Source organism: Ruegeria sp. CH8 (genome assembly GCF_056536985.1).
In genome coordinates, this window is the sequence record NZ_JBQFQR010000009.1 from 117,936 (window position 1) to 139,135 (window position 21,200).

At 58.3% G+C, this 21,200-nt stretch carries 19 protein-coding genes; 14 read left to right on the forward strand and 5 right to left on the reverse strand.

The annotated features are described in order from the left end of the window. The first annotated feature begins 3 nt into the window (after positions 1 to 3). From ACR0ER_RS12295 to nqrF, 5 genes are read left to right on the forward strand one after another with little or no spacing between them, the layout of a single operon-like run. Complete coding sequence (locus ACR0ER_RS12295) at positions 4 to 1,212, forward strand: NADH:ubiquinone reductase (Na(+)-transporting) subunit B (protein ID WP_480769173.1); 1,209 nt, start codon at positions 4 to 6, stop codon at positions 1,210 to 1,212. Next, positions 1,205 to 2,020 (forward strand): Na(+)-translocating NADH-quinone reductase subunit C, encoded by an 816-nt coding sequence (locus ACR0ER_RS12300; protein ID WP_480769174.1) that lies wholly within the window; start codon positions 1,205 to 1,207, stop codon positions 2,018 to 2,020. Before ACR0ER_RS12295 ends, ACR0ER_RS12300 begins: the two co-directional genes overlap by 8 nt. Beyond that, complete coding sequence (locus ACR0ER_RS12305; RefSeq protein WP_170330345.1) at positions 2,020 to 2,673, forward strand: NADH:ubiquinone reductase (Na(+)-transporting) subunit D; 654 nt, start codon at positions 2,020 to 2,022, stop codon at positions 2,671 to 2,673. Before ACR0ER_RS12300 ends, ACR0ER_RS12305 begins: the two co-directional genes overlap by 1 nt. Further along, the gene (gene nqrE, locus ACR0ER_RS12310; RefSeq protein ID WP_050603817.1) at positions 2,673 to 3,281 is read left to right on the forward strand and encodes an NADH:ubiquinone reductase (Na(+)-transporting) subunit E; all 609 of its coding nucleotides are present in this window, start codon (positions 2,673 to 2,675) and stop codon (positions 3,279 to 3,281) included. The genes ACR0ER_RS12305 and nqrE overlap by 1 nt, the downstream gene beginning before the upstream one ends. A gap of 10 nt (positions 3,282 to 3,291) precedes the next feature. Beyond that, a complete protein-coding gene (gene nqrF / locus ACR0ER_RS12315) occupies positions 3,292 to 4,515 on the forward strand; it encodes an NADH:ubiquinone reductase (Na(+)-transporting) subunit F (RefSeq protein WP_480769175.1) in 1,224 nt (407 codons plus the stop codon). Between the two features lie 35 nt (positions 4,516 to 4,550). On the opposite strand, the gene tviB is transcribed toward nqrF, so the two are convergent. Then, the gene (gene tviB, locus ACR0ER_RS12320; RefSeq protein ID WP_480769176.1) at positions 4,551 to 5,834 is read right to left on the reverse strand and encodes a Vi polysaccharide biosynthesis UDP-N-acetylglucosamine C-6 dehydrogenase TviB; all 1,284 of its coding nucleotides are present in this window, start codon (positions 5,832 to 5,834) and stop codon (positions 4,551 to 4,553) included. 292 nt (positions 5,835 to 6,126) lie between these two features. After that, complete coding sequence (locus ACR0ER_RS12325) at positions 6,127 to 6,651, reverse strand: CBS domain-containing protein (protein WP_170330351.1); 525 nt, start codon at positions 6,649 to 6,651, stop codon at positions 6,127 to 6,129. 79 nt (positions 6,652 to 6,730) lie between these two features. On the opposite strand from ACR0ER_RS12325, the gene ACR0ER_RS12330 reads away from it, so the two are divergent. The 7 genes from ACR0ER_RS12330 to ACR0ER_RS12360 all read left to right on the forward strand — a co-directional run bounded on the left by ACR0ER_RS12330 (position 6,731) and on the right by ACR0ER_RS12360 (position 14,143). After that, on the forward strand, positions 6,731 to 6,961 hold the full coding sequence (locus ACR0ER_RS12330; protein ID WP_480769177.1) for a hypothetical protein: 231 nt from the start codon (positions 6,731 to 6,733) through the stop codon (positions 6,959 to 6,961). 65 nt (positions 6,962 to 7,026) lie between these two features. Then, positions 7,027 to 8,052, forward strand: a complete 1,026-nt coding sequence (locus tag ACR0ER_RS12335; protein WP_480769178.1) for an FAD:protein FMN transferase — start codon at positions 7,027 to 7,029, stop codon at positions 8,050 to 8,052. Between the two features lie 15 nt (positions 8,053 to 8,067). Next, on the forward strand, positions 8,068 to 8,310 hold the full coding sequence (gene nqrM, locus ACR0ER_RS12340; RefSeq protein ID WP_170330357.1) for a (Na+)-NQR maturation NqrM: 243 nt from the start codon (positions 8,068 to 8,070) through the stop codon (positions 8,308 to 8,310). A 64-nt stretch (positions 8,311 to 8,374) separates the two neighbouring features. Then, positions 8,375 to 10,063 (forward strand): sulfatase-like hydrolase/transferase, encoded by a 1,689-nt coding sequence (locus ACR0ER_RS12345; protein WP_480769179.1) that lies wholly within the window; start codon positions 8,375 to 8,377, stop codon positions 10,061 to 10,063. 88 nt (positions 10,064 to 10,151) lie between these two features. Continuing rightward, positions 10,152 to 11,669, forward strand: coding sequence for a 2,3-bisphosphoglycerate-independent phosphoglycerate mutase (gene gpmI / locus ACR0ER_RS12350; RefSeq protein ID WP_480769180.1), 1,518 nt, complete (start codon positions 10,152 to 10,154; stop codon positions 11,667 to 11,669). Further along, complete coding sequence (locus tag ACR0ER_RS12355) at positions 11,666 to 12,796, forward strand: murein hydrolase activator EnvC family protein (protein WP_480769181.1); 1,131 nt, start codon at positions 11,666 to 11,668, stop codon at positions 12,794 to 12,796. The genes gpmI and ACR0ER_RS12355 overlap by 4 nt, the downstream gene beginning before the upstream one ends. Positions 12,797 to 12,802: 6 nt before the next feature. Next, a complete protein-coding gene (locus tag ACR0ER_RS12360; protein WP_480769182.1) occupies positions 12,803 to 14,143 on the forward strand; it encodes a S41 family peptidase in 1,341 nt (446 codons plus the stop codon). 47 nt (positions 14,144 to 14,190) lie between these two features. Here the strand turns inward: ACR0ER_RS12360 and ACR0ER_RS12365 are convergent, their stop codons facing one another. The 3 genes from ACR0ER_RS12365 to ACR0ER_RS12375 form a co-directional block, all read right to left on the reverse strand. Next, positions 14,191 to 15,717 (reverse strand): MFS transporter, encoded by a 1,527-nt coding sequence (locus tag ACR0ER_RS12365; protein ID WP_480769183.1) that lies wholly within the window; start codon positions 15,715 to 15,717, stop codon positions 14,191 to 14,193. Positions 15,718 to 15,795: 78 nt separating this feature from the next. Then, a complete protein-coding gene (locus tag ACR0ER_RS12370) occupies positions 15,796 to 16,155 on the reverse strand; it encodes a hypothetical protein (protein WP_480769184.1) in 360 nt (119 codons plus the stop codon). An 11-nt stretch (positions 16,156 to 16,166) separates the two neighbouring features. Further along, positions 16,167 to 16,928 carry a DUF6478 family protein gene (locus tag ACR0ER_RS12375; protein WP_480769185.1) on the reverse strand — a complete coding sequence of 254 codons (762 nt, stop codon included), beginning with the start codon at positions 16,926 to 16,928 and terminating at the stop codon, positions 16,167 to 16,169. A 243-nt stretch (positions 16,929 to 17,171) separates the two neighbouring features. Between ACR0ER_RS12375 and ACR0ER_RS12380 the strand changes: the two genes are divergently transcribed. Next, on the forward strand, positions 17,172 to 20,279 hold the full coding sequence (locus ACR0ER_RS12380) for an ABC transporter transmembrane domain-containing protein (protein WP_480769186.1): 3,108 nt from the start codon (positions 17,172 to 17,174) through the stop codon (positions 20,277 to 20,279). Continuing rightward, positions 20,272 to 21,162 carry a CPBP family intramembrane glutamic endopeptidase gene (locus ACR0ER_RS12385; RefSeq protein WP_480769187.1) on the forward strand — a complete coding sequence of 297 codons (891 nt, stop codon included), beginning with the start codon at positions 20,272 to 20,274 and terminating at the stop codon, positions 21,160 to 21,162. The genes ACR0ER_RS12380 and ACR0ER_RS12385 overlap by 8 nt, the downstream gene beginning before the upstream one ends. The last annotated feature ends 38 nt before the right edge of the window (positions 21,163 to 21,200 follow it).

Consider the following 21,200-nt stretch of genomic DNA (forward strand, 5'->3'; position numbering starts at 1 on the left):
CGAATGGGTTTGCGCAGCTTCTTTGACCGGATCGAGCCGAACTTTACCAAAGGCGGCAAGTACGAGAAGCTTTTCCCCATCTACGAGATGGTCGAAAGCTTCATCTACACTCCGAAAACCGTAACCACCGTCGCCCCCCATGCGCGGTCCTATGTGGATATGAAGCGGATCATGACTTACGTCGTGATCGCGACAATCCCGTGCATCCTGTGGGGGATGTGGAACACCGGCTATCAGGCCAATTCCGCGATCGCGGCCTTGGGCGCGGATGCCGCCACCGGCTGGCGGATTGCCCTGTTGCAGATGTTCGGCATTTCGCTGGACCCCTCCAGCATCTTTGCCAATGTCATGCACGGGCTGCTCTATTTCCTGCCGATCTATATCGTGACGCTGGTTGCAGGTGGTATTTTCGAGGTCATCTTCGCCACCGTTCGTGGCCACGAGGTAAACGAGGGCTTCCTTGTGACCTCAATGCTTTACACGCTGATCATGCCTGCAAGCACGCCCTTGTGGCAGGTGGCCTTGGGCATCATCTTCGGCGTCGTGATCGGCAAAGAGGTGTTTGGCGGCACCGGCAAAAACTTCCTCAACCCCGCGCTGGTTGGCCGCGCGTTCCTGTATTTCGCATATCCGGCTCAGATGTCGGGTGACGCGGTCTGGACACCGGTTGACGGGTTTTCTGGCGCAACAGCTCTGGCGGTTTCCGCAGCCGACGGGATGCAGGCGCTGGCCGCCGAGGGCATCACATGGTGGAGCGCCTTCTTTGGCACCATTCAGGGCAGCTTTGGCGAAACCTCGACGCTGGCCTGCATGATCGGTCTGGCCTTCCTGCTGGTGACAAAAATTGCCAATTACCGCCTGATTTTGGGCTGCCTAGCAGGGACGATCATATTCACCTGGCTGCTGAATCTCATCGGGTCGAACACCAATCCGATGTTCGCGATGCCCTGGTACTGGCACATCGTGCTGGGTGGCTATGCGTTTGGTCTGGCCTTCATGGTCACGGAACCGGTGTCGGCAAGCCACACCAATCTGGGTCGCTATATCTATGGTGCGCTGATCGGTGTCATGGTCGTGCTGATCCGCGTCCTCAACCCGGCGTTCCCAGAAGGCATGATGCTAGCCATTCTGTTCGGCAACGTCTTTGCACCGCTGATCGACTACTTCGTCGTTCAGGCCAACATCAAACGGAGGGCGCGTCGCCATGTCTGATACGCAATCCCAAGAACCAAAAGGCGCGATCGCCAAGTTTCTGGCGGCCTCGCCGGATTCGGTTGGCAAGACAGTCTTCATCGCCGTGGCCGTCTGCCTTGTCGCGTCGATGGTCGTGTCCGCCGCTGCGGTCAGTCTTCGCCCGGTGCAAGAAGCCAACGCTCTGAAAGACAGGCAAGTGAACGTTCTGCAGGTGGCGGGTGTCTATGAGCCCGGCATTGACGTATCCGAGGCCTTCGCCGCGTTCGAGCCGCATGTGCTGGAACTGGCCACCGGCGAGTTCGTCGATGATCAGTTCAACCCGGCCACTTTCGACGATACCGCAGCCGCCAGCGACCCCGAGTTGAGCGTCGCGCTGGATGACGACCCGGCAGGGATCGGCCGAAAGGCAAAATACCGCGTGATCTATCTGCTGCGCGACGATGCAGGCGATCTGGACAAAGTGATCCTGCCGCTGCACGGCTATGGTCTGTGGTCCACGCTTTACGGCTTTATCGCGTTGGAGAACAACGGCAACGATATCTACGGCCTGCAGTTCTATCAGCACGGTGAAACACCGGGCCTTGGTGCCGAGGTGGACAACCCGCGCTGGAGAGCGTTGTGGAGCGGTAAAAAGCTGCGAGATGACGCGGGTGAACTGCAGATCACAGTTGCCAAATCGCAACCGGCAGCCGGACCTGATTTCTACGTCGATGCGCTGGCGGGTGCCACGCTGACATCCGTGGGTGTCGATAACCTGGTGAAATTCTGGATGGGTGACGCGGCCTACGCTCCGTTCCTGGCCAAGCTGCAAGCAGGAGAGTTCTAATGTCTCAGACCAAGAAAGAGATGCTGGTCGACCCGCTTGTCGACAACAACCCGATCACGCTGCAGGTTCTGGGCATCTGTTCCGCGCTGGCGGTGACCTCGTCGCTGCAGGTGGCCTTTGTGATGGCGCTGGCGGTGACCTTCGTGACCGCGTTTGCGTCGATGTTCATCTCGATCCTGCGCAACCAGATCCCGGGCTCAATCCGGATCATCGTGCAGATGGTGATCATCGCCTCGCTGGTGATCCTGGTGGATCAGGTTCTCAAGGCTTATGCCTTCCAAATTTCGAAAACCCTGTCGGTTTTCGTCGGTCTGATCATCACCAACTGTATCGTGATGGGCCGCGCCGAGGCATTTGCGATGAAGAACCCTCCGATGGCTTCGTTCATCGACGGTGTGGGCAACGGCATGGGCTATGGCCTGATCCTGCTGTTGGTTGGCTTCATTCGTGAACTGTTCGGTGCTGGGTCTCTGTTCGGAGTGACAATCCTTGAAACCGTCAACAACGGTGGCTGGTATGTGCCCAACGGCATGCTGCTGCTGCCTCCGTCGGCGTTTTTCATCATCGGTCTGATAATCTGGGCCTTCCGCACATGGAAGCCGAACCAGGTCGAAGAACGTGAATACAAAATTCAGCAGGTAGAGGCCCACTGATGGAAGGTCTGATCTCATTGGCCGTTAAGGCCATCTTTGTCGAAAACCTTGCGCTCAGCTTCTTCCTGGGGATGTGTACCTTCATCGCCGTATCCAAGAAGATTTCGACCGCGCTGGGTCTGGGCATCTCGGTCATGGTCGTGCAGGCGATTACCGTACCTGCCAACAACCTGCTGCTGAACTATCTGCTGAAGCCGGGCGCGCTGGCTTGGGCCGGGTTCCCTGATGTGGACCTGACCTTCCTTGGCCTGATCTCGTATATCGGCGTGATCGCGGCGATGGTGCAGATCCTAGAGATGGTTTTGGACAAGTATTTCCCGCCGCTCTACAACGCGCTGGGGATCTTTCTGCCGCTGATCACGGTGAACTGTGCCATCCTGGGCGGTTCGCTGTTCATGGTGGAACGCGACTACAACTTTGCCGAGGCCGCAACCTATGGTCTGTCCTCCGGCTTTGGCTGGGCACTGGCGATCACTGCGATGGCTGGTGTGCGCGAAAAGCTGAAGTACTCGGACATTCCCGACGGCCTGCAGGGTCTGGGGATCACTTTCATCACCGCGGGACTGATGGCGATGGCCTTCATGTCCTTCTCGGGCGTGAAACTGTAAGGAGGGGCCCATGGAAACGTTTAGCCTTGGCGTAATCCTTTTTACGCTGATCGTCATTGCATTGGTGGCCATCATTCTGGCGGCACGCTCGAAACTGGTATCGACCGGTGACGTGAACATTACCATTAATGGTGAGAAAACCATCTCGGTGCCTGCGGGCGGCAAACTACTGCAGACACTGGCGGCTGAGAAACTGTTCGTTCCGTCTGCGTGCGGTGGCGGCGGCACCTGCGCGCAATGCCGGGTGAAGGTGCATTCGGGCGGCGGGTCGATCCTGCCAACCGAAGAAAGCCACATCACCAAGCGAGAAGCTGCATGCGGCGACCGCCTGTCCTGCCAAGTGGCGGTCAAGCAGGACATGGATATCGAAGTTCCCGAAGAGGTCTTCGGCGTCAAGAAGTGGGAATGCACCGTTCGCTCGAACGAGAACGTTGCAACCTTTATCAAGGCGCTGACACTGGACCTGCCCGAGGGCGAGGATGTGAACTTCCGCGCCGGTGGCTATATCCAGATCGAAGCCCCTGCACACGCGTTGAAATACACGGATTTCGACGTGGAAGAGGAATACCGCGAAGATTGGGACCGCTTCAATCTTTGGCAGTACGAATCCGTTGTGAACGAACCGATCGAGCGGGCCTATTCGATGGCCAACTATCCGGACGAAAAGGGCATGATCATGCTGAACGTCCGGGTTGCCTCGCCGCCTCCGGGCTCAGAAGGCATCCCTCCGGGGCAGATGTCATCGTACATCTTCAACCTGAAACCGGGCGACAAAGTCACTATTTCGGGCCCGTTCGGCGAATTCTTCGCCCGCGAGACAGAGAAAGAGATGGTCTTCATCGGTGGTGGTGCCGGTATGGCGCCGATGCGCAGCCACATCTTCGACCAGCTCAAGCGTCTTGAGAACCGCAACCGCAAGATCAGCTTCTGGTACGGTGCGCGTTCGAAGAAAGAGATGTTCTTTGTCGAAGACTTCGACACGCTGGCCGAGGAATTTGACAATTTCGAATGGCACGTGGCCCTGTCGGACGCGCAGCCCGAGGACGATTGGAAAGGCTACACCGGCTTCATCCACAACGTTCTGTTCGAAGAATACCTCAAGAACCATCCCGCGCCTGAGGATTGCGAGTTCTACATGTGTGGTCCGCCGATCATGAACCAGTCGGTCATCAACATGCTGCTGGATCTGGGCGTGGACCGCGAAGACATCATGCTCGACGATTTCGGCGGGTAAGAAACGAAAAACCGGCGCCTGATGCGCCGGTTTTTTTACAGGCGCAGGTCGCTGGCCTCTTTGGGCAGGCAGGATTTGACGTCGAACACAACGCTCTGATCCTTGCCGTAAGCGCGAACTTGTGCTGGATCGAGGTCCAGAAACTCTCGATGGGCCACCGCCAGCACAACGCCGTCATAGTTGGCTTTTTGAGGGTCTTCGATCAGTGAGATTCCATATTCGGACTGAGCTGCGCGTGGATCGGCGTGAGGGTCATAGACGTCCACGGTAACGCCGTAATCTCGCAGTTCTTCGATAATGTCGACGACTCGCGTGTTACGCAGGTCGGGGCAATTTTCCTTGAAGGTTAGCCCCATCACCAGAACCCGCGCCGCGCCTACATTGATCCCGTCGCGCATCATCCGCTTGACCAGTTGCGAGACGACATATTCACCCATGCTGTCATTCAGCCTTCGCCCGGCTAGAATAATCTGCGGATGATGGCCAACCGCCTCGGCCTTGTGGGTCAGGTAATAAGGATCGACACCGATGCAGTGGCCCCCGACCAGACCGGGGCGGAAGGGCAGGAAGTTCCATTTGGTGCCTGCGGCGCGCAAAACGGCATCCGTGTCGATATCCATGCGGCCAAAGATCATCGCCAACTCATTGACCAGCGCAATGTTCAGGTCACGCTGGGTGTTTTCGATCACCTTTGCTGCCTCGGCCACGCGGATGCTTTCGGCTTTGTGGGTGCCTGCTGCGATGATCCGGGCATAAAGCGCATCTACCAGATCGGCCACTTCGGGAGTGGAGCCGGACGTGACTTTGCAGATGTCCGAAATCCTGTGAGTCTTGTCGCCAGGATTGATCCGTTCCGGGCTGTATCCCGCAAAGAAATCACGGTTGAAGGTCAGCCCCGAAGCGCGTTCCAGAACCGGCACACAGTCTTCCTCGGTCGCCCCGGGATAGACAGTGGACTCGTAGATCACCAGATCACCCGGCTTGAGCAAGCCGCCGACCATCTCCGATGCGCTAAGCAACGGGGACAGGTCAGGTTGCTTGCCCTCGGTGATAGGAGTGGGGACTGTCACGATGTAGGTATCGCATGCGGCCAGGGCGGCCATTTCTGTGGTGAATACCAAACTGGATGCGGCGGCCAGATCTTCGGGTTCGACTTCTAGCGTTGCATCCATCCCCGCACGCAGAGCCTCAATCCGTCCCGGGTTAATATCGTAGCCCACAACCGGGCCTATCTTGCCAAAGGCCACAGCCAGCGGCAGGCCGACATACCCAAGGCCAATAACAGCGATCCGACGGGAATTTGGGTTGGCGTCAAGCATCAAAGACCCCCAGGTCGCCTAGTGTGGGAACTGAGAAACAAATTGAGGAGGTGCGCGATCGCGACTTTGATCTGGCACGCGGCCAGATGTTTCCTGCATGCAGGTTCACGTCCCCAGAACCGCGATCGTGAAACCCCTCGGAAAACGGAAGCTTTGCCAGAAGGGGGGTGAAAAATCCCCCAGAGCCTGTGACCAGAACCCGTTTCATGTAACCCTCGACCTTACCGCAGACTTTGACGCATCAGGGATACTGTCGCAGCGGCAAGGTCAAGGGGATTCTGGGTTGATAGGCCTAGCCGACGATCATCTGCTTCATACGAAGCGCTTCATATTCCAGCTCTTCAAGGCGGAAATGCACGACGTCGCCGATGGTGATGACACCGACCAGATTCCCGTCACGCAGAACCGGCATGTGGCGGAAGCGGCCTTCGGTCATGGTTTTCAGAACATCGTTCAGATAGTCATCCGGCGAGCAGGTCTTTACTTCGCGCGTCATCAGATCTTCGACCGCTTGCGGCAGGGTCTGGCCGGGTGTGTCGGCCATGCGCCGCACGATGTCACGCTCGGACAGGATGCCCTGCAGCGCGCCGTTCTGGTCGGTCACCAGAACTGCACCGATCCGCTTTTCCTTCAGCGTGTTGACGACAGAATGGATCGTCTCGTTCGGGCGCACCGAAAACACCGCATCCCCTTTACCTTCCAGCAACTTGGCCACGGTTGTCTGCGAGTGCGACAGGTTCGAGTCCGTCGATTGGCTGTACGTGGACTTGTCTGCCTTGTCGCCACGCGATGGCGATTGGTAAGAGGTTGGGGCCATGGGCAATCTCCTTCATGGTTCTTGCAAAGTCTTTCCCTTTCACCTTAGCGCAGCTAAACGACCTGTATAGGGTGCATTTTTGCTGATCGGCAGAATCTCCCGACTGCAGAGGAACCTTAAGCCTTTGAACGAGCTGTATCTTACCCCGCCCGTGGCCGCGTTGATTTTCTTTGCGGTGGTCGTATGCGGCCATAATTTCCGCAAGGCGTGGAAACAACAGGCGCCGGGCTGGCAGAAGCGGGCGTGGCTATTTGGAGTGCCCGCAGGGGTTGGCCTTTTGATGCTGGGCTTTTTGCCGCTGAAACTGTGACGCCGGTTTGACTCCGGCAAGGGTGGCTGGCATATGCCGGGCACTGAATTTTCGGAGACCACCCCATGCGTCTTGTGCCTGTACTGGCCTTTACCACACTTCTGTCCGGCTGCCTGTTCGACAAGGAGCCCGAAGTGGTCCGCCTTTCGGGCGAAACGATGGGCACAACGTTCAATATCACCGCGATTGGTGAAGATCTGGACGAGGACGCTTTGGCCAGCGCGGTCCAAGAAACCTTGGCCGAAGTCAACGCCAAGATGTCGAACTGGGACCCGAATTCCGAGGTCTCGACCTTTTCCGCCGCAACCGGCACAGACCCCATGTCCGTATCCGCCGAATTCGCGCAGGTGATAACGGCGGCGAATGAGGTGCATGAGAAATCCGGGGGTATCTTCGACGTCACCCTGGGCCCACTGATTGAGCTGTGGGGCTTTGGTCCGCGCACGCCGGAAGACCCGGTGCCCTCGGATGCCGAAATTGAGGCCGCGCTGAGCGGTGTCGGCCAAAACCGCTTGCTGACTCTGGACGTTGAGGCGGGCACGCTGGCGAAGTCTGAACCCGGCGTGGGCATCAACCTGTCCGCCATCGCCAAGGGTTATGGCATCGACGCCGTCGCCGAGACGCTGCGTGAGGCGGGGATCGAAGATTATCTGGTTGAGATCGGCGGCGATCTGGTTGCCAAGGGTCAGAACGACAAAGGCGAAATCTGGCGCATCGGCATCGAAAAGCCGCAGGCCGGTGCACAGACCCCGCAACTGATCGTATCGGTGAGCGATCTGGGCATGGCCAGTTCCGGCGATTACAAGAATTTCTTCGAACAGGACGGTGTGCGCTATTCGCATATTATTGACCCGACTACAGGCCGTCCGATCACGCACCGGACCACCTCGGTCACCGTTCTGGCCGAAAACGCGATGATGGCGGATGCCTGGGCCACCGCAATGCTGGCGCTGGGGCAGGAAAAGGGCCTTGAGCTGGCCGAAAAGCATGAACTTGCCGTGTATTTCATCTCGCGGGATGTGACAGGCGGCGAAGAAGCCTATATCACCGTACACAGCTCCGCATTCAAAGACGCGATTGGCACCAACTAACCGGTAGGACCCACGATGAGCACTTTTATTCTGGCCTTCATTCTGCTGACCCTCGTCGTGGTGGGCATGTCGTTGGGCGTGATGCTGATGGGTAAAACCATCAAGGGCAGCTGCGGCGGTCTGAACGCGATCTCGGGTGCCGACAAATGCGTGGTCTGCCAGAAAGACGTCGATCCGAACTCGCCGCTGCGCGACAAGCTGCAGTGCAAGCGCGCCAAAAAGATGCTGGAACAGATGGAACGTCAGGTCGAAGCCTAAATTACGCTTCGCCCCGGGCTGAGAATTGGCTAACTAAGTCCCTGACTATCGGGGAGGCACAGCCATGGCCAAAGCCAAGAACATCCTGTTCATCATGTTCGACCAGTTGCGCTGGGACTATTTGAGTTGCTACGGCCACCCGCATCTGCACACTCCCAATATTGACCGTCTGGCCACGCAGGGCGTGCGGTTCGACCGCGCTTATATCCAATCCCCGATCTGCGGCAGCTCGCGCATGTCTACCTATACCGGACGGTATGTGCATTCGCACGGGGCCTCATGGAACGGCATTCCGCTGAAGGTGGGTGAAATCACCATGGGCGACCATCTGCGCAAGGCCGGAATGGACTGCTGGCTGGTTGGCAAAACCCATATGAAAGCAGATGCCGAAGGGATGGCGCGGCTTGGTCTGGAGCCCGACAGCCTAATCGGCGCCCGCGTGGCGGAGTGCGGGTTCGACGTTTATGAGCGCGACGACGGGATGCGCCCCGAAGGCCCGGATGGGTTTTACGATCCGAACGGAGCGAGGAAATACAACGAGTACCTCACCGACAAAGGCTATGAGAGCGACAACCCTTGGCACGACTTTGCCAATTCCGGTCTGGATGCGGATGACAACGTGTTGTCGGGCTGGTTCCTGAAAAACTCGTCCGAGGCGGCAAATATTGCCGAAGAGGACAGCGAAACGCCTTATCTGACCGGGCGCGGCATCGAATTCATGGAAAGCCATGACACCCCGTGGTGCTGTCACCTGAGCTTTATCAAGCCGCACTGGCCATACATTGTGCCTGAACCCTATGCCTCAATGTACGGTCCCGAGCATGTGCTGCCGGTGGTGAGGTCCGAGGCCGAGCATCAGAATGCCCATCCGGTGCTGCGCGCCTTCATGGACACGAAAATCGGCCAGACCTTCTCGCGTCAAGACGTGCGCGAGGCGGTGATCCCCGCCTATATGGGTCTGATCAAACAGGCCGATGATCAGATGGGCCGCCTGTTCGACTGGATGGAGAAAACTGGTCGGATGGAGGACACGATGATCGTGCTGACCTCGGATCACGGCGACTTTCTGGGTGATCACTGGATGGGAGAGAAGACGTTCTTCCACGATGCCTCGACCAAGATGCCCCTGATCATCTACGACCCGTCGCCCGAGGCCGACGCGACACGTGGTACTGTCAGCGACGCTCTGGTCGAGTCCATCGACCTTGCCCCAACTTTTGTGGATGTCGCTGGGGGCGATGTCGCTCCACATATCCTAGAAGGGCACTCTTTGCTGCCGATCCTGCACGGGCAGCAGGATGAAACGCCGCGAAACGTAGTGATCTGCGAATACGATTACTCGGCTTCACCCATCGCTGACATGCTGGATGCCTCCGTCCTGGATGCGGTGATGTTCATGGTCGCCAACAAGAATTGGAAGCTGATCCATTGCGAAGGCGGCCACCGGCCCATCCTGTTCGATCTGAAAAACGACCCGGACGAACTGACCGATCTGGGCGGCAGTGCCGACCACGCGGATGTCATCGCTGAGATGTACGACCACCTCTTTGCCTGGACCCGCCGCCCTTCCCAGCGGACCACGCGGTCGGAACAGCAACTGATCGAGATGCGCACAAAAAGCCGGGGCAGGGGGGTTGTTTTGGGTATATATGACGAAAACGAGGCCCCGCTGGACCTGACCGTCAAATACCGCGGGCGCAAAGCCCGGCCTTTTGCCGAATATATCAGCGGGGACAAACCGCAACGGGATTAATTCTGACTGGTTCAGGCCAAAAGGCGGTTCACCCTAGGCAGGTCAGGCGATACAAGACGGACCAAGAGCAGAAATCCGGAGAACCGAAATGACCGCCCCCAAACCTGTTGTCCTGTGCATTCTAGATGGTTGGGGCCTGTCCGAGGACACCGAAGCCAACGCGCCTTACTTGGCCAACACTCCCACCTTCGACGCGATCATGGCCAACGGTCCGCATGCGACCCTGATCACACACGGGCCGGATGTGGGTCTACCCAGCGGTCAGATGGGCAATTCCGAAGTTGGCCACACCAATATCGGTGCTGGCCGCGTCGTGGCGATGGATCTGGGACAGATTGATCTGGCGATTGAGGACGGCTCGTTCTTCGACAACGACGCCCTGCAGGACTTCATTGCCAAGGTGAAGGCTTCGGGCGGCACCGCGCATATGATGGGACTGGTGTCGGATGGCGGGGTTCATGGACATCTGAACCACATCGTTGCGGCGGCCAAAGCGATCACCGACGCGGGCGTGCCCGTCGCATTGCACGCAATCACCGATGGCCGCGACGTGGCGCCGAAATCCGCCTTTACTTATATCGCCGAGTTGGAGGACAGCCTGCCCGAAGGCGCGCGCATTGTTACCGTCAGCGGGCGCTATTTCGCGATGGACCGCGACAATCGCTGGGAACGCGTCAGCGAGACCTATGAAGCGATGATCAAAGGACAGGGTCGGACGGCAACCACCGCGCATGGCGCAATTGACCATGCCTACAACCAGTCGGAAACCGATGAGTTCATCGTGCCCACGATTCTGGATGGCTTTGGCGGCGTGAAAGACGGCGACGGATTCTTCTGCCTCAACTTCCGCGCCGACCGTGCGCGAGAGATTCTGCGCGCGATTGGTGAACCCGGCTTTGCCGATTTCGATACCGGCCCGCGCCCGCAACTGTCCGCGTTATTGGGTATGGTCGAATACTCGGATGGCCACAACGCCTACATGACCACCGTTTTCCCCAAACGGGGCATCGTGAATACGCTGGGCGAATGGGTTGCCAAGCAGGGCCTTCGCCAGTTCCGTCTGGCCGAGACCGAGAAATACCCGCATGTCACCTTCTTCCTCAACGGCGGCAAGGAAACGCCCGAGGTGGAAGAGGACCGCTTTATGCCGAAATCCCCCAAAGTGGCGACTTATGATCTGCAGCCCGAAATGTCCTCGGCCGAAGTGACCGCCAAATTTGTCGAGGCGATTGAGGCCGGGTATGACCTGATCGTCACCAACTATGCCAACCCGGACATGGTTGGCCATACCGGCGATCTGCAAGCGGCGATCAAGGCTTGTGAGGCGGTGGATCAGGGTTTGGCTCAGGTAATTGACGCATTGGAAAAAGCCGGGGGCGCGATGATCGTCACTGCCGACCACGGCAACTGCGAGATGATGGTCGATCCGAAAACCGGCGGGCCGCACACGGCGCATACACTGAACCCAGTCCCCGTGGCACTGGTAGGCGGGCCAAAGGGTGCCACACTGCGCAACGGGCGTTTGTCCGATCTGGCGCCAACCGTGTTGCAGTTGATGGAGTTGGAACAACCGCCGGAAATGACCGGGAAGAGCCTGTTGTCATGACCATGCGCGCGCTTTTTCTGGCGCTGCTGTTTGCAACACCGGTCCACGCGCAGTCAGACCCGGCCACAGCGGCGCTGAATGCGGCGCAGATGCTCGAGGACGCTTCCGTCGCCCTGACTGAGGCCGACAGCGCCCGCGACCGAGTGCGTGCCTTGACCGAGACCATTCAGGCCTATGAAGCTGGGTTGGCCGCCATGCGTGATGGCCTGCGCCGTGCCGCCACGCGCGAGGCGCAGCTGACCGCAGAATTGCACAGTCGCGAAGAGGAAATCGCGCAGCTGCTGGGTGTATTGCAAACTATTGAGACGACGGCTCCGCCAGTTCTGATGCTGCACCCTTCGGGACCGTTGGGGTCGGCACGGGCAGGTATGATGTTGTCCGAGGTTACGCCGGGCCTCAACGCCCGTGCGCAAGTCCTGGCCTATGATCTGCAAGAGGTTCGGACTCTGCAGCAGTTACAGCAAAGTGCATCGGAAACCCTGACGGAAGGCTTGTCCGGCGTTCAGACGGCTCGTACGCAGTTGAGCACTGCCATCGCCGACCGCACAGACCTGCCAAGCCGATTTGTCGAAGACCCCGTTAGAACTGCGATCCTGATCTCATCTACGGAAACGCTGGAAGGGTTTGCCAGTGGTTTGTCGGAGATCGCCGAAGGAGAGATCACTGAAACCAACGCCGATATTTCCGATCACAAGGGCGAGATCGAGTTACCAGTGCAGGGCGTGCTGCTGCACAGCGCCGGAGAGACGGATGCAGCCGGCGTTAAACGCCCCGGTGTGGTTCTGGCGACCCGACCCCGCGCTATTGTTACATCGCCGACAGCGGCTACTATCCGCTATCGCGGCCCACTGCTTGACCTCGGAAATCTGGTAATATTGGAACCCCAACCCGGACTTTTGTTCGTATTTTCGGGCTTGCAAGAGGTTTATGGCAACACCGGACAGGTGATTTCCAAGGGAACGCCGGTAGGCTTGATGCCCGGTGAAACGCCGGGAATCGGCGCTATTTTGTCAACAAGCGGTGATGGCACTGGAACTGACCGGTCAGAAACGCTCTATATAGAGGTAAGACAGGATAACAGCCCCGTGGACCCGGAGTCGTGGTTTCGGACCAGCAAGGATGGATGAACACGTATGAAGAAATTTGTGATGGCCGGTCTGGCCGGAACCGTGGCAGGCATAATCGCAACCACACAAATCGCGGGCCCTCTGCTGGCGCAGGAGGCCGAGAGCAAGGCCAGTGTCTATGAGCAACTGGACCTGTTTGGCGACATCTTCGAACGCATTCGCGCGCAATATGTTGAAGAAGTTGAGCCCGAAGAGCTGATCGAAGCCGCCATTGACGGGATGTTGACCTCGCTGGATCCGCATTCCAGCTATCTATCACCAGACGATGCCGAGCAAATGCGGGTCCAGACCCGCGGTGAATTCGGTGGGCTGGGCATTGAGGTCACGCAGGAAGATGGCTTTGTTAAAGTCGTCTCCCCTATCGATGACACGCCAGCGGATGAAGCAGGTATCGAGGCAGGGGATTTTATCACCCACGTGGATGGCGAAAGTATTCTGGGTTTGACGCTGGATAAGGCCGTGGATCTGATGCGCGGTCCTGTTGGTTCAGAAATCGTGATCACTGTCGTGCGCGAGGGTGAGACAGACCCGTTTGACGTCACCATCATCCGCGACACGATCAAACTGACCGCTGTTCGCGCCCGCACCGAAGGGACCAGCGTTGTGCTGCGTGTGACTACCTTCAACGATCAGACCTTCCCGAACCTTGAGGAAGGTTTGAACGAACAGATCGAAGAAGCTGGTGGCATCGACAAGATCAACGGCTTTGTTCTGGACCTGCGCAACAACCCCGGTGGTTTGCTGACTCAGGCGATCAAAGTCTCGGATGCGTTTCTGAACGAGGGTGAGATCGTATCGACCCGTGGCCGTGATCTGGGCGAAGGCGAACGTTTCAACGCGACCCCCGGCGATCTGGCCGAAGGCAAGCCGATCGTGGTTCTGATCAATAGCGGTTCGGCCTCAGCATCCGAGATTGTAGCCGGTGCGCTGCAGGATCACCGCCGCGCCATCGTGGTCGGCACCAAGAGCTTTGGAAAAGGTTCGGTCCAGACCGTCATGCCGCTGCGCGGCGACGGTGCTATGCGCTTGACTACATCGCGCTACTACACACCGTCGGGCCGCTCGATTCAGGCGCTTGGTGTCAGCCCTGACATCATCGTCGAACAACCGCGCCCCACTCCGAACACGGACGAGGAGGAGTCTGATCGTCCTTCGCGTTCCGAGGCCGATCTGCGCGGCAGCCTGAACAATGACAGCCTCAGCGAGGATGAAATCCGTCAGATTGAGGAAGACCGCGCTCGCGCCGAAGCCACTGCTGAGTTGCGGGAGCAGGATTATCAATTGGCCTATGCCATCGACATCCTGAAGGGTCTGTCGGCCTTCAACCCGAACGGGCCGTCTCAGTAACAAAAAAGGGCCGCCGGATCAGGCGGCCCTTTTTCCTTGCAGGTGGGTCAGCTTTCCACCTTATGCAGCTTTTCCTCATCCAGCATCATCGCTAGCAAGACGCCAACCGAAACGGACAGGGTCGCGAAGATGAAGGCCGTGTTCATTCCAGTGTCAAAAGCAGCGGCAATGGCTGATTTGACCTTTTCGGCCTCGGCGGTACTCAGATTCTCCATAACGGCTTTCGCGGAAGATGTGGTCAATGTACCCCCATTGATCGCACGCTGACCGGCTTCGGAAATGTCGATCCCGGCGGCTGTCAGTTGGTCACCCAAACTGCGCAAGCTGACAAGGTACATGATCGCCGTGGCGCAAGCGACCGAGATGGCACCATAGACCAGATGGGTCATGAAACTCAGCCCGCCAACCAGCCCCGCCCGTCCCGGTTTTACGGCACAAACGGCGGCGGTTCCGGATGGCCCGACCGTCAGAGTAGCCCCCAGCCCGATCATGGCCATGCCGGGCAGGATCTGGAAATAACCGAAGTTGCTGGGCATTATGACAACGCTGGCTGCACCAACTGTGGCGCAGAGATAGCCCCAGAATAACAGCCGCTTGGGACCGAAATCGTTATAAAGCTTGCCGGACACGATGGACCCCACGGCCAACAGAATGGTCAGAGGTGCCAAACCAAAGGCCGATTGCAGCGTCGACCACCCCAGAACCTTTTGCATGTATTGCGGAAAATACATCAGCCCGACGAACGCGGCTGACACGTTGAACATGTTTAGCCCCAAGGTGATGCGAAATTCGCGGTTGGCCATCATTTGAGGAAGCAACAGCGGCTCTTTCACACGTTTTTCCACCTGCGGGAACAGAACGAACAGCACCGCGCTGACAAAAAACAGCATCAGCAACGGGGCCGAGGTCCAGCCCCAGTCCGCGCCGACATCCAGCCCGTAGAGCAACAGCAAAACGGCAAAGGACAGCACGGCCATCCCGGCAAAGTCGATATGTTCCCCCTGTTTGTGCTGGGTTTCACGTTGCATCAGCAGCAGGGCGGTCACCATCGAAATGGTCGAAAACGCCACGTTTGCGAGGAAAAATAGCCTCCAATCCCCAAAATTCACCGCCGCTCCGCTGATCAAAGGCCCAAAGACGTTGCCGCATGTCACGCCTGCAAGGATCAGCCCCATGATCATGGCCCGGTGTTCCGGGTGCGAGACTTTGGTTGCGCCAAAAGCGAGCGTGCAAGGCCATACACACCCAGCTCCGATCCCTTGCAGGGCACGGGCAACAATCAAGAAGTCCAGGCTGGGCGAGACAAAGCACATGACCGACGAGAACAGGAAGATCGACAACCCGATCAACATCATCTTGCGGTGCCCGAACATATCGCCCATGCGCCCCCCAGCGACCATGGTCATGGCGAAGAACAGGGCGTAGATATTCAGAACCCACTGCGTGCTGGTGATATCCGCATCGAAGCTGTTCTCAATGGCCGGAACCAGGATCAATGCGCCGGTAAAGTCGATGCCGATCCCGAACCCCGTGACCATCAACGCAATGACTTTGACGATGCTGCTGCGATCCATGAGCTTGCCCAGGCTGTTGCGGGTCACCCTAGGATGCACGGAATTCCGCTGAAAAGATAGGGACTTGCCTCGGACCGATTACCTGGCGCTGCTTTGCGCCCGGCGAAAGGCGCGTTTCAGCATATCCAGTTCGGCGCGCAAAAGCTCGACCTCGGCCCGCAGATCATCCGCTGCGGGGGTGCCTGCGATGATCGTGAAATCGCCAAGCTTTTCCGAGCTCGCCGCATCTGCGATCACAAAGCAATGGACCCCATCCGACAGCGCGACTACAGGCACGGGAATCGTCAGGTCCCACCCGCCTTCAGATGCCGAAACTTGCACATCGTCCAGGGTTTCACCCAGATAGCGCACTTCCACCCGTGGCTCGGTGTCAGCCTGAAGATGCCCCTGCCAGATGCCATTTTCGAACCGGATAGGGGTCAATATCGGATGCGTCATGGTCGGCACTTTCACAAATCGGCGCGGTGGTGGCGGCAGAAGGTTAGGTCGCGCAGCGTGGCGCGGTTCATTCGGGGATTGTCGAAAATCAGGTCCAGCCAGATCTTCTCGATCCGCGATTCGTTCAGGGGCAGGTGGGCCAGATCGAAGTCCACCGAATTGGATGGGTTGGAAAGGTCCAGTTTGCGCAGCACCTGCTCGGTGTTGGGGCCGTGCTGTATGTTAAGGCGCGCGAACATCTCGAGTGGCTGTTCCAACTCAATCTGTACGTCGGCGCGCATCAAATGCTGTTTGGTCAGCCCGTGCGCGGCCTCGGGTGGCAGTTCCACGGACAGGGACAGGAACGAGCCTGAAAATCCGAACACATCGACCGTCAGCCCAAACGCGGCCAGATCCTTGTCGCTGGAGTTCCGGGTTTGTCGCATCCCGATTTCGGCCAGAGGGCAGTCATGAAACAGCGTTACCTGCCGATCCATCTGCGCCCTGCGCGGGGCCGAGGCCACCCCGGGGCGCGACAGTGGACCGCGCCACAGATCCGGTCGCCAGCACCAGTCCGTGCCCAGCGGTTTTGGAAACTGCATCGATCCCATTCGGGGGCGGGCCAGACGGCCATCGGCTTTGTGGATCAGCATATCCAGTTGCGAGCGCAGCTTACGGGCTTCGTCCCGCTGTTGGCGCAGCTGCGGCTCGGGCGCTTCAGCTGCACCGCGCAACGCTTCGCGCCAACGCGCGATAACCCGGCGGTGAATATAACGATCCAGAAGTCTGCCCATGGCCCCATCATTCAGAATGTGCCCCTGTTTAGTCAAAGACGGCGCAGGGGTAAAAGGTGAATAAACGATATTGAGGATCAAAACTCTCAAATTCGTGAACGGCCGGGCGGATGGTCAACCCGGTGGCAATCTGTTACCCCTCCGCATTCTTGCAATCGTTGGGACCAGTGCGTACCGTCTGTCACCTGATTGCGTTTGATCAACCCAAAATCGCATCCAAAAGATTTGAGGCACGTCCGGGGCATGGAACCCACTCTGTTCGCATTCATCTGGAAACACTCCAGGAAACAACAGCTTGTCCTGCTGTTGTTGACCGTCCTGTCGTTTCCGTTCCTCTATGCCTCGCTTGAGCTGCCCAAGCAGATCATCAACGGTGCCATCGGCGCTCCCAGTGACTCGGTCGCAGTGCTGGGATTCACTGTGACTCAGGTGCAGTATCTGATGATCCTGTGCTTTGCCTTTCTGGCCACGGTGATCGCCAGCGGGTTGATGAAGATGCGCATCAACACGATGAAGGGCATTCTGGCCGAACGGATGCTGCGTCGGCTGCGGTTCACCCTGATCCACCGCACCATGCGCTTCCCGAAATCCTATTTCGCCACCACCAGTCAGGGCGAGTTGGTTTCGATGATCACCTCCGAGGCGGAGCCGATGGGAGGGCTGATGGGCGACGCGATCGCCCAGCCGGTGTTCCAGTTTGGCCAGATGATGACCATCGTCACCTTCCTGTTCATGCAGAGCGTGTGGTTCGGGCTCGCCAGTATTGCGCTGATCCCACTGCAGGCGTGGCTGATCCCGAAATTGCAGCGCCAGATCAACCTGCTGAACAAGGAACGCATTCAGGAGGTGCGCAACCTAAGCTCAGAGATCGGCGAAAGCGCGGCGGGCATCAGCGATCTGCGCACCAACGGCGGCTGGCGTTACAGGCTGGCGCAGTTCAGCCACCGGTTGGGGCTCTTGTTCGAGATCCGTTTCAAGATCTACAACAAGAAATTCTTCATGAAGTTCCTCAACAACCTGATCACGCAGATGACGCCGTTCCTGTTTTACTCGGTCGGCGGCTATCTGGCGATCAAGGGAGAGGTCACGGTTGGTGCACTGGTCGCGGCGCTTGGCGCCTATAAGGATCTTAGCGGCCCGTGGAAGGACCTGCTGACCTATTACAATCAGGTTCAGGACATGTCCCTGCGATGGGAGGTGGTAACCGAACGCTTTGCGCCCTCGAAAATGATCCCGGAAGAGCTGTTCGTGGGCGAGCCAGAGGTGATTCCTCATCTGACCGGCGAAATTGAACTGCGCAATGTGACCGTGCGCGATGATGACGGCAAAACCATTTTGGAAGATATCGACCTGACCATTCCAAAGGGCGCCCGCGTGGCGATCCAATCAGGTCATGCGTCAGAACGCAATGCGCTGGCACAGGTGCTGACCCGAGAGGTCCTGCCGGTGCAGGGCGACGTCATCATGGCCGGTCACAACCTGAAAGACCTGCACCAGACCGTGATCGCGGCCCGGATCGGCTATGCATATTCCCGGCCATACCTGTTCAACGGTACGTTGGGCGACAATCTGTTGATGCCGCTGCGCCCACACCCGCAACACGAGGCCGACGCGGCACAATCGCCGAACCGGTGGCAGATTGAGGCTGCACGCGCAGGAAATCCGACGGATTCGCTGACTGACGAGTGGATCGATCCGGATCTGGCCGGGCTGGACGATATCGACGACATCCGGGACTGGTGGTTCAAACTGGTCGAGGCGATGGGGATCGACGAGTTCATGCTGCGGCGCACCCTGCGCACGCGGTTTGACCCGCAACTGCACCCGGTTCTGGCGCAAGGGGTCGTTGACTTGCGTGAAACGGTCTCAGAACGGCTGAGGGAAAAAGGGTTGGATCGTCATGTCTATCGCTTTGATCCTGAACGCTTTAATCCCGCCGTACCGCTTGGCGGCAACCTGCTGTTCGCCACCCCAGCAAGGGATATCACGCCGGACTCTCTGGCCAGTGACGCGCGGTTTAGGAACATGTTCGGGATGCATGAGCTGGCCGAAGATGCCATGACCATGGCCAGTGCCGTGCTTGAGACACTGGATCAGGCCTTTGGGCGCGACGGGACGGATCACCCTCTGTTTCTGCGCTTGGGGATGTCGAAAGACATGTATCACCGCCTGCTCGACATCAAGGATCGCCGCAAGTCCAAAGGAGACGGAGATATCAGCGAATCTGAACGCTCACTGTTGCTGACTATTCCGTTCCTGTTGACAGCCGAGCAGATTGGCCCCGACTTCCCGGAGAAATACAAGGACAAGATCCTATCCATTCGAAAAGACCACGCCGAACGGTTGCGCGGGGCACTGGACGGCATGTTCGTACCGCTGTCGCCGGACAATTACCTGCCACGGCTGACTGTGATGGAGAACGCGCTCTATGGCCGGGTCTCGTTGATGGCGGGCGCCCATTCTGAAGAGATCGAGGACGTGGTGGCGCAGGCTGTCAACGAGGCCGGTCTGCGGCGGCGAGCAGCATCGACCATGTTCGACCTGCCCACCGGGTTGGGTGGAAACAACCTGCCGACCGTGTTTCAGGAACGCGCGGCGTTTTCGCGGGCGGGGATCAAACGCCCTGACATTCTGATCCTCGACAAGGCACTGGCCAGCCACGATTCTCAAAGCCGCTTGCGTACGCGCCTGCGGTTGCGGGAACTTCTGCCCGACTCGATCATGATTTTCATGGAGGATCACTTTGCCCACCCCGAGGCCTATGATTTGTTTGTCGAGATCAAGGATGGTCGCATCGATGGTGTCGCGCGGACCCAGGACCGCCACGAAGACGGAGCCTCGGCTGATCTCAGCCGTAAGCTGCAAATTATCGCCTCAACCGAGCTGTTTTCAGGCATCGACGCACGGAACCAGCGTCTGCTGGCCTTCTCGGCACAATGGTACGAGGTAGCCGAGGGGCAGATGGTCTTCACCCGAGGACAGGCCCCCGATGCGGCCTATCTGTGTATCAAAGGGCAGGCCAATCTGATCTGGACCGAAGAAGGGGGCGGCAAGCGCACCATATCGGTCATCGAACCCGGTCGTCTGATCGGAGATCTGTCGATCATCACCGGTGATCTGCGCCAACTGGATCTGGAAGCCACCACGGATTGCACCTTCCTGCGCATCGGCGCCGAGGAGTTGCGGGCCGTAATCGAAAGCGACGCGTCAGTCGCGGTTCAACTGTTGCAGACGGTTGCAGGTTATCTGACTACCTTGTCCAACAGGCTCAACACGGTGCAAAACACCGCCGATGTCTTCCCGGATTTACCGCAAACCATCGAAGGCGAAAGCACCGGCAACAATGCGTGAACCCGCCGCCTATTCCGCCCATGAACAGCTAGTGGCCGACGCCCGCGCCCGACCCGAGCTTTGGCGCCTGCTGGTCGGTTTGCTTATTGTCGTCGTACTGTACTTGACGCTGAATTCCGTTCTGTTCGCCCTCATCGGCGGTCTGATCCCTCCGGATCAGGCGCAAGGCTTTCTGCGTGGAACCTCAACCTTCGCAACACTGGTTCTGCTGATGAGCTTCGGATTTCTGACGCTGGGCGTCGCTGTTGCGGCGCGACAAATGCAGCGCCGATCGTTAAGGGCGATTCTGGGGCAGCGCACCCTGTTCCGGCAACAATTCGTTCTCGTAGCGCTGGCTCTGACGGCCTTGGGCGTGGTTATGGCCCTTTTGCCGCCATACGAAATGGGCAAACCGCTGACCCAGAACCTCGCCTTGCCCACGTGGTTGTTGCTGCTTCCGGTGTCGGCAACTGCAGTGCTGATTCAAACCAGCGCCGAGGAAGTCCTGTTTCGCGGATATATCCAGCAATCCTTGGCAGCCAGATTCCGGTCTCCGGTAATATGGATGGGCGTACCTTCCTTATTATTTGCAGCTGGCCACTATGCACCGGGAGTGAGTGGGGATAATGCCTTACTCGTAGCGATCTGGGCCTTTGTCTTCGGCCTGTTAGCCGCCGACCTGACCGCCAGATCCGGGACGCTGGGACCTGCTATTGCCTTGCATTTCCTCAACAATACTGTCGCGTTGCTGTTCATCTCGCTGCCCGACACCCTCAGCGGGCTTGCGCTTTATCTGCTGCCCTATGAGATGACCGAAACCGGGATGCTTCGGCAATGGCTATTCGTGGATTTCGCGGTGATGATTGTCTGCTGGCTTACTGCGCGTCTTGCACTCAGGCGTTGATTGCATTTCCTTCCGTTGCGTCTTATTTGACGTCAAAG